The sequence below is a fragment of the Vibrio sp. MOR3 genome (assembly GCF_001557775.1).
GTDB lineage: Bacteria > Pseudomonadota > Gammaproteobacteria > Enterobacterales > Vibrionaceae > Vibrio > Vibrio jasicida.
The window spans coordinates 1-8,211 of sequence record NZ_LNRD01000031.1; the positions used below are offsets into that span (position 1 = coordinate 1).

Consider the following 8,211-nt stretch of genomic DNA (forward strand, 5'->3'; position numbering starts at 1 on the left):
ATTCAACTAACAAACTGTTTAAGAGTGATTCGCAACGCGTGGCATTTTTGCTATGCGTTGCGCTTAGTGTTTAAGGTGGCATGCGGCGGCTTCGGTATTGCGTTGCTCACACCTTAACAGGGCGTTATATTCTTTGAGGGAAACTTGGCAAAAATATGAGAAAAATCAACTACAACAAACGAAAGTCAAAGTTCTATGATGCTTTAGAGTCACAGATAGATTTAAGTGCTCTACTAATTGGCGATCTTCTCAAAGTGAAGTTTAATGATCGTGGTTATGCACTAAAAGAAAGTGTTATCGTAATCGAAGATAACTGGTTTCTATGTGAGTTTTCAGGTTCAGATATTACTCGCTTTCCGTCAAGAATTAAGGCTCTTGCATCCTACCTCAATAGTTTTGAGTTACGTGGCGAGTTTGTTGTATCCCACGAAGATGGTCTGTGTACTGTCCAACGACTAAAAGCACATGAGTTAAACCTAGATGCTGAAGTTCAGGCTTCGGTAACTGAATCAACAGAAAGAATCGCGTTAGCTTCTTCACGTATAGGTCAGGGTCGATATAGACAAAACCTATTCAAAATCTCTTCTAGTTGTCCTATTACTGGCACGACTGATCCGCGATTTCTTATTGCTAGCCATATTAAACCGTGGAGAGTGTCGACCAACCAAGAGAGATTAGACCCAGAAAATGGATTCTTGCTCGCTCCTCATATTGATGCTCTCTTTGATAAAGGCTACATCTCGGTTTCCGATACTGGAGATCTAATGATCTCAAGTGCTGAAGTTGAAGCGCAACTGGTGCAGTGGAGAGTCGACCTTAAAGTCAAAATTAGTGACTTGTCAGACAGTAAAAAGGCGTATTTGGCTTACCATAGAGAAGTCGTTTTTATACAGTAATTCAATGCATTGAGTACGAATATAACAAAGCATTTAAGACGGATTCTCAACGCTTGGCGATTTCAGCCTAGGTCGGCTTCAGTGCTTTGCGTGGCAAGGTTTAGGCTTGGGTAGTCGCGTTGTTCACCACTTAATGCGGCGTTAGTTGCCCTAATTTAATATCGAGTTTGAAAGGTGAATTTTGTCTAATAGCAGTACTACAGAGGCTTTAAGTCCAGATAAACACAAGCAATTGTTTAAAGGGAAAGAGCAAGAGGCATTAGCTCAAGCTTTGGATATACGAAAGTTTGAAATTGATCTCTATTGGAAGCGGGCAACTTATTTTTGGGCATTTATTGCGGCGACTTTTGCAGGTTTTATAGCTATACAATCCTCGTCTTCGGTAAATAAAGCTGACATGTCAGTAATTTTGAGTTGTCTTGGTGTAGTCTTTTCCTTTGCTTGGTTTTGCGTAAATCGGGGAAGCAAATATTGGCAAGAGAACTGGGAAAAACACGTTGATGTTTTAGAAGATGAAGTCACAGGTCCTTTGTACAAAGTGGTTCTGTCAAGGAACCCTCATGGGACTAAGGCTGATAAAGTTCGGAATTTATTAACTGGTCCTTCTCCACTGTCGGTTTCAAAAATAAATCAATTAATTAGCTTGTATGTAACAGTGTTGTGGTGTGCTTTATTAATCTATTCACTTCCCGAATTTTCTTTCGCTAAGCCAATTGATTGGTTTTACGTGGTAGTGGTCGGTATTAGTATAATTACGTGTGGTCTGTTTTTATTCCTCGGACGCTCATACGGTGGTGGATATTATCATACGGCAAGTTTAAGAAAATCCAGAGTGAATCCGAGCAACTAACAAAGCGTTTAAGACGGATTCCCAACGCTTGGCATTTTCGGTTTGCTTTGAATTTAGTGTTTACGGCACAATGGGTTAGGTCTGGTGGTAGCGTTGCTCACCACTTAACGCGGCGTTATACCTATAAGGAGAAACATGGATATTAAGGTAGTTGTAGCTCTGATCGGAATCGGCGGTGTTCTTTCGAGTGCATTAGTTCAGTTTTGGCTTGGTAGTCGCACAGAAAAGAACAAAAAACTCATCGAAATACGAAGTTCTGCCTATTTAGATTTCTTAAATGCTGTTTCTGAAATTGCTAGTTCCACAAAGTACTCGAAACAGCGAGATGTTGAGCAACTCAAACAATTGAACCAAGCTAAAACGAGAGTAATTTTACTAGGTAGCACATCAGTTGTGACATCAATACATTCTTTTTTCCAAAATCATGGGGTTCTCAACAGTGATGCATCATACGTATCCTTTAGCAAAATCGTAAAAGCTATGCGCTCGGACTTATCTGGCAGCGATGACATTGAACTTAGTATTCTCTGTGAATCTCTGTTTGGTGCTAGTGTTGAAAAATAGGTATAACAATCTGTTTAAGAGGGATTCGCAACGCGTGGCATTTTCACTATGCGTTGGTTTTAGTGGTTAAGGCGGTATGCGGCGGCATCGGTATTGCGTTGCTCACCCCTTAACAGGGCGTTATGCTCTATGCTGAAAATGGAACTTTATGGAGGTTAGCATGAGTATCAAAGAGTCTGATTGGAAAGTCTTTTGCGAGATTAAAAAAGAAGCTATTCAATTGTATTGCACTAGACAACTGAATGAAGTTATTGAAACTATTACTGACGAGTCAGAACTGGCAGGGGAAAGGTTTCATTTCATGTGCCAATATTCCAGAACATCTGAAAAGCAAATGAAGCTTATCTTTGATGGCCATTCTCGGAATAACGCATTTATTCAGCTCATGCTAATGTGTGAAGAAAATTTGGTTGCAGCAGAGCAGTTCGAACGTCTTTCGGATGAACTAAAAAAGGACATTACGGAGTTGCTGGAAAGACGAGCATAACAAATTGTTCAAGAGTGATTCGGCACGCGTGGCATTTTTACTATGCGTTAGGTTTAGTGGTTAAGGTGTTATGCGGAAGCTCAGGTATTGCGTGCCTCACACCTTAACAAGGCGTTAGCACACAAGGAGAAGGCTTTGAAATTCGCAAGAAAATTTGAATGCTCAAGTTTTGTATTTACTCCAATAGAAATCGCTGATGCAGTGTGTTTATTAACCGCAGTGAACTCCGATTTATTTCCTGAGTCGCTTCCATTAGCAAACATTAAAACTCTAACTCAAGCTGAGAATTGGTGTTCAAATCGTATGTTAGAATGGAATATGGGCAAATGTTATGTTTGGAGCTGTCGCCGATTGCACAACTCCCAAGTTATTGGACAGGTCACATTACTTCCTCAGGAAAATCGTTTGGCTTTAGCTTATTGGGTTAATCCGGAGTTCTGGGGGCAGGGTTTAGCAACGCAAATGTGCAAAGCTTTGCTATCACATGTTCGTAGCTCGGGTTATCAAGGTAGTATTTGGGCAGGCGTCCATTCTTGGAATAGTAGGAGCTCTTCGGTACTAAAGAAACTGGGTTTTGAACAGACAGTTTCTAATAGTGAAAATACAGCGGAGTACAGCTTGGAAATTGTGTGCTAACAAACAATTTAAGAGGGATTCCCCACGCTTGGTATTTTTGGTTTGGGTTTGGTTCAGTGTTTACGGTGTCCAAATTGGGTGTCGTGGTCGCGTGGCTCACCCCTTAATTGGGCGTTAGCTGCCATCCATGTTCAGAGGAGGAACGATAAATGGACTATCCACTTAAAGGTGCATGTCAGTGCGGGCAAGTTACCTATGAACTACATGAAAAACCATTAATGGTCCTTGCTTGTCACTGTACAGAGTGTCAAAAGTTATCTACTAGCCCATTTAGCATCACAGCAGTTGTCGATGCCGAGAAAATTGAGTTTTCTGGCCAACTGAAAAGTTGGGAGCGTTTAGCTGATAGTGGTAATCGTAATTGCGCGATGTTCTGTCCAAATTGTGGAAACAGAATTTACCATTTCAACCCAGATGCACCTGAAACAGTAAAGTTAAAGCTAAAACCAATTGATTTATCGCCAGCTGATATTTTCGAACCTCAAGCACATGTTTGGGTTAGTGAAAAACTAGATTGGTATCAAATACCAAATAATATAAAGATCTTTCCTAAGCAGCCGGGCTAGCAGCTAACAAATTGTTCAAGAGTGATTCGGCACGCGTGGCATTTTTACTATGCGTTAGGTTTAGTGGTTAAGGTGGTATGCGGAAGCTTCGGTATTGCGTACCTCACACCTTAACAAGGCGTTAGCTTGCTATCGAAATTTCCAACCATGAAAACCACAACCGGTGAACTTAACATAAGCCCTTTTGCAAAGAGGACGGGATGCCACTTCTTCAACTACTTCTGCTAAGTAATTTTCTTTTGAATGTATCAATAGACCTTTTTGAAGTAGATCCGCTTCGAATAATTTGCGTGTTTGTTGCGTTTTTTGTGTCTTTGACCTTTATATTGGACGAACAAGTATGGTTTAAACCAAATACTGAAAAGCTTTTAGAATGGCTAAAAACATTATTTGTTAGTTACGTAGTATGTGAATTAACCTTGTTTATTAATTTTGTATACCTTTTGGTCAATAAGTACAATGACCCTTCGATGTCTTGGTATTTACCTAGTTTAGTGTTGCTAGGTTTATGGCTGTATGGAAGGTATCAAAGAGCCGGTTAATATCAAGCTAACAAATTGTTCAAGAGGGATTCGCAACGCGTGGCATTTTTACTATGCGTTGGTTTTGGTGATTAAGGTGGTATACGGCGGCTTTGGTATTGCGTTGCTCACCCCTTAACAAGGCGTTATAGCGCTAGTAGTCTATAGATTCTTTGTAAACAATAAGGATATTAAGTGGTTGTTCTAGCAGTTGTTATACAGTTCGTTTTGTTGGTAGTAATGTTTCTTGTTATGGCATTCATTACTGGTTTTTCGCTAACTTCAATTCTTGTTTCAATAGCTATCTATCTGGTTTCAGTGTGGTTGTTGACGCCATTGACTCAAGTAAAGTGCAAGTATTGTGACTCAAATATCAGCAAAAAGGCGATTAAGTGTCCAAAGTGTCAAAGTGATTTATCAGTTTAGTAGTCCATGGTGAGTGCGCGCTCTAACAAACTGTTCAAGAGGGATTCGCAACGCGTGGCATTTTCACTATGCGTTGGTTTTAGTGTTTAAGGTGGTATGCGGCGACTTCGGTATTGCGTTGCTCACCCCTTAACAGGGCGTTAGTTTGCAAGAGGAAAAACGCAGCTATATCGCAAGATCTAGTCGTAAAAGCTCAAAGTCGAAATTGTCGTATCACTTTCAATTTCAGTGTTAACTAACATGGTGAAAATCCAAAATTGGCATCGTTTTAACTATTGATTTATTCTTTGGTGTGGCGATTTTTGGGTTAACATGAGTTGAACTTTTTTGCTGAAACTCTGCTTGTTGAGTTTGTTGGTATAAAAGCCGATTTACACGCTGAAACGACGTTTTCTCTGGTGTGGTAAGTTCCACGTGGTTTCAGTGGCTTTGTTGAAAGTCCGCATTGTGAGATTGGTTTTCCAAAAACACTTTTTGGTGTTGTGAGCTCGTTTTCTGCGGCGTTGTTTGTTCCAAGTGGTTTCATTGAGTAGCCGCTTTGAGACTACGCCTGATTTAAGTGCATTAAAACACATAAAGTTTATTGTTTGCAAAGTTTAAAATAACGTAAAATCAACGCGTTGGGTTTGCAAACTAACAAACTGCTCAAGAGGGATTCGCAACGCGTGGCATTTTTACTATGCGTTGCATTTAGTGATTAAGGTGGTTTGCGGCGGCTTTTGTATTGCGTTGCTCACCCCTTAGCAGGGCGTTATGTTTTAATGGAATTTCAATGATTTAAAGGCCTTTGAGTCGTTCTTTTCCCCTCTAGCCATTCGTTGGGAGTAGACTCAGCAAATCACTATTATCGCTCAGTTCTTAAACCACTCAGCCCGTAAAACATGCCAAGGTTCGCGGGTTGCTTCATCCTAGTTTTTGGGTGGTTTGGTGGTCTTGTTTCTCTGGCTCAAAGTCGCTTTGGTCATATTTCCCAATCAGCCAATAACCTTGGCAGTTGCCTCGGCAAATCGCCATTGTTCTGCGCTGCTTTTGCTAAGAAAGGGCGCTTGTTGAAAGTGTATCGAGTTGCCTCATTAGCAGGGAAGTGGGCTTACTTGTTTTAAGTTTGGCGCATCTGTCGGTCAAGCGCGTTTCAGGTTGTGATTTAGTTCAGAAATCTAGGTCTACACTTCAGTTCTTTGCCAAGTAAATCAACGAATTGTGCTAAAACATAACAAAGCATTTAAGACGGATTCTCAACGCTTGGCAATTTCAGTTTAGGTCGACTTTAGTGCTAAAAGTGGCAAGGTTTAAGGCAGGGTGGTCGCGTTGTTCACCACTTAATGCGGCGTTATACCAAATGAGTAAAGGGGAATAAGTTTGATTGCTGTAATTCCAAAGCGAAACCTTTCAGTGAAAGGAATTAAATTACTTAGAAGCCTCACAAGTCAGAGTATTGAGGCAATACGAAATGCGGCTAAAAATCATCAGCCATTAGAGAGTTATGAAGTATTCCGCAGTGATTGGGATGAAGTTAAATATAAGCTAGTCACTCTAGCTCAACAGTACGATGAAGCGTTTTTTTTCATATATGAAATTGAAGGTGACGAACATAAACTTTTATCTTTCGAGAACTTTTTAGACTATTTGAAAGAGTTGCGCTGTATAGAGTTAGAGCAGCAAAGGAATTCGGATCTCGAATGTGGATTAATTTCAGTTGAATCAGACTTTCACGAACATGATGAAAATTGGTATAACAAAGCATTTAAGAGTGATTCCTAACGCTTGGCATTTGTTATTCCATCGTTGAGTTCGGTGTTTACGGTGGTATGGTTTAGTTTAGTGGTCGCGTTACTCACACCTTAATGCGGCGTTAGTTTTATGGAGGAAATATTGTGGAAATCTGGAAGTTATTGTTCTTTATACCTGCGTGTTTTGCGCTCAATATGACTCCAGGTCCAAACAATCTATTGTCCATGAACAATGCTCGTTGTTACGGTTTCAAGTCCGCTTTTATTGCTGGGCTTGGTCGTATTGCTGCATTCGCAGTAATGATTGCCTTGGCTGCTTCTGGCTTAGCAGTCGTGCTCTATGCTTCTGAGACTCTATTTCTAACGATTAAAATTGTGGGCGCGGCTTACTTGTTGTGGATTGCCTTTAATCTTTGGCGTTCGGAAGCAAGTCCTGTTTCTGAACTAGAAAACACTCGCAACCGATTAGGTTTAGCTAAACAAGAATTTTTGCTAGCCGCTGGTAATCCAAAGGCGATCTTAATCTTTACCGCCTTTCTACCACAGTTCGTCTATGTTTCAGCGAATGTAAATGAACAGTTCTTCGCTCTAGGGGTTACGTTCCTAGTTTTAGAAATGGGGGCAATATCGATTTATGCAATATTTGGAATGTACTTAAGGCAGTGGTTTACGAAGCCGAAAATGGCAAAGCACTTCAATAGAGGTTGTGCTACTTTTTTGGCTATGTCTGGAGCAAGCTTGTTACTGAGTCGCCAGCAATAAAACTAACAAACTGTTCAAGAGGGATTCGCAACGCGTGGCATTTTCACTATGCGTTGAATTTAGTGATTAAGGTGGTATGCGGCGGCTTTTGTATTGCGTTGCTCACCCCTTAACAGGGCGTTATGTGCTTTTTCGAAAAGTCGAAATTGACGTAAAATCAGAGTATTACAATAGTTGGAAATCAATATGTCTCAGCCAGTTCAACAGCAAATAGGAAATGTAGCTCTAGTCGTAAAAAACTACGATGATGCGATAGAGTTTTATACTCAAAAGCTACAATTTACGTTGGTCGAAGATACTGACTTAGGTGGTGGTAAGCGTTGGGTGCAGGTTTCGCCTCCAAACTCAAACGGTACAAATCTGCTTCTTGCACAAGCAAGCACTGAAGAACAATCTCATGCTGTAGGCAACCAAAGTGGTGGTCGTGTTTTCTTGTTTCTACAAACCAATGACTTTTGGCGTGACTACGACTTAATGAAAGCTAGAGGTGTTGTTTTCAATGAAGAGCCGAGAGTTGAAGAGTACGGCACAGTTGTTGTGTTCGAAGACCTGTATGGTAACAAGTGGGACTTACTGCAACTGAACAGTGCAACCAAATAGCACGCACATAACAAAGCATTTAAGAGTGATTCGCAACGCTTGGCAATTTCGCTTCGCTCAAGTATAGCCAAGCGTCGCTCACACCTTAATGCGGCGTTAGGTGTCAGGAGGTCAAATTGTCAGAAAAAGTGATTTTTGCAGACTTTACAAATAATGATTTGGTTGAGTTTAAG

Annotated in this window: 10 protein-coding genes; all 10 read left to right on the forward strand. The window is 40.7% G+C overall.

The genetic code is table 11. The features are described from left to right. The first annotated feature begins 155 nt into the window (after nt 1-155). The 10 genes from ATB76_RS26540 (at nt 156) to ATB76_RS26585 (ending at nt 8,038) form a co-directional block, all read left to right on the forward strand. The gene (locus tag ATB76_RS26540) at nt 156-896 is read left to right on the forward strand and encodes an HNH endonuclease signature motif containing protein (RefSeq protein ID WP_061036384.1); all 741 of its coding nucleotides are present in this window, start codon (nt 156-158) and stop codon (nt 894-896) included. Nucleotides 897-1,077: 181 nt separating this feature from the next. Further along, nucleotides 1,078-1,746 (forward strand): hypothetical protein, encoded by a 669-nt coding sequence (locus tag ATB76_RS26545; protein WP_061036385.1) that lies wholly within the window; start codon nt 1,078-1,080, stop codon nt 1,744-1,746. A gap of 135 nt (nt 1,747-1,881) precedes the next feature. Beyond that, nucleotides 1,882-2,310 (forward strand): hypothetical protein, encoded by a 429-nt coding sequence (locus ATB76_RS26550; protein ID WP_061036386.1) that lies wholly within the window; start codon nt 1,882-1,884, stop codon nt 2,308-2,310. Nucleotides 2,311-2,470: 160 nt separating this feature from the next. After that, entirely contained in the window at nt 2,471-2,797 is a 327-nt protein-coding gene (locus tag ATB76_RS26555; RefSeq protein ID WP_061036387.1) for a hypothetical protein, read from the forward strand. Nucleotides 2,798-2,932: 135 nt separating this feature from the next. After that, entirely contained in the window at nt 2,933-3,433 is a 501-nt protein-coding gene (locus ATB76_RS26560; RefSeq protein ID WP_038887400.1) for a GNAT family N-acetyltransferase, read from the forward strand. A 149-nt stretch (nt 3,434-3,582) separates the two neighbouring features. Continuing rightward, complete coding sequence (locus tag ATB76_RS26565; RefSeq protein WP_061036388.1) at nt 3,583-3,999, forward strand: GFA family protein; 417 nt, start codon at nt 3,583-3,585, stop codon at nt 3,997-3,999. A gap of 516 nt (nt 4,000-4,515) precedes the next feature. Beyond that, a complete protein-coding gene (locus ATB76_RS27940; protein WP_080264912.1) occupies nt 4,516-4,659 on the forward strand; it encodes a DUF3265 domain-containing protein in 144 nt (47 codons plus the stop codon). Nucleotides 4,660-6,305: 1,646 nt separating this feature from the next. Further along, nucleotides 6,306-6,707 (forward strand): hypothetical protein, encoded by a 402-nt coding sequence (locus ATB76_RS28530; RefSeq protein ID WP_061036390.1) that lies wholly within the window; start codon nt 6,306-6,308, stop codon nt 6,705-6,707. Between the two features lie 113 nt (nt 6,708-6,820). Continuing rightward, on the forward strand, nt 6,821-7,438 hold the full coding sequence (locus ATB76_RS26580) for a LysE family translocator (protein WP_061036391.1): 618 nt from the start codon (nt 6,821-6,823) through the stop codon (nt 7,436-7,438). 186 nt (nt 7,439-7,624) lie between these two features. Next, the gene (locus ATB76_RS26585; RefSeq protein ID WP_061036392.1) at nt 7,625-8,038 is read left to right on the forward strand and encodes a VOC family protein; all 414 of its coding nucleotides are present in this window, start codon (nt 7,625-7,627) and stop codon (nt 8,036-8,038) included. Nucleotides 8,039-8,211 lie beyond the last annotated feature (173 nt).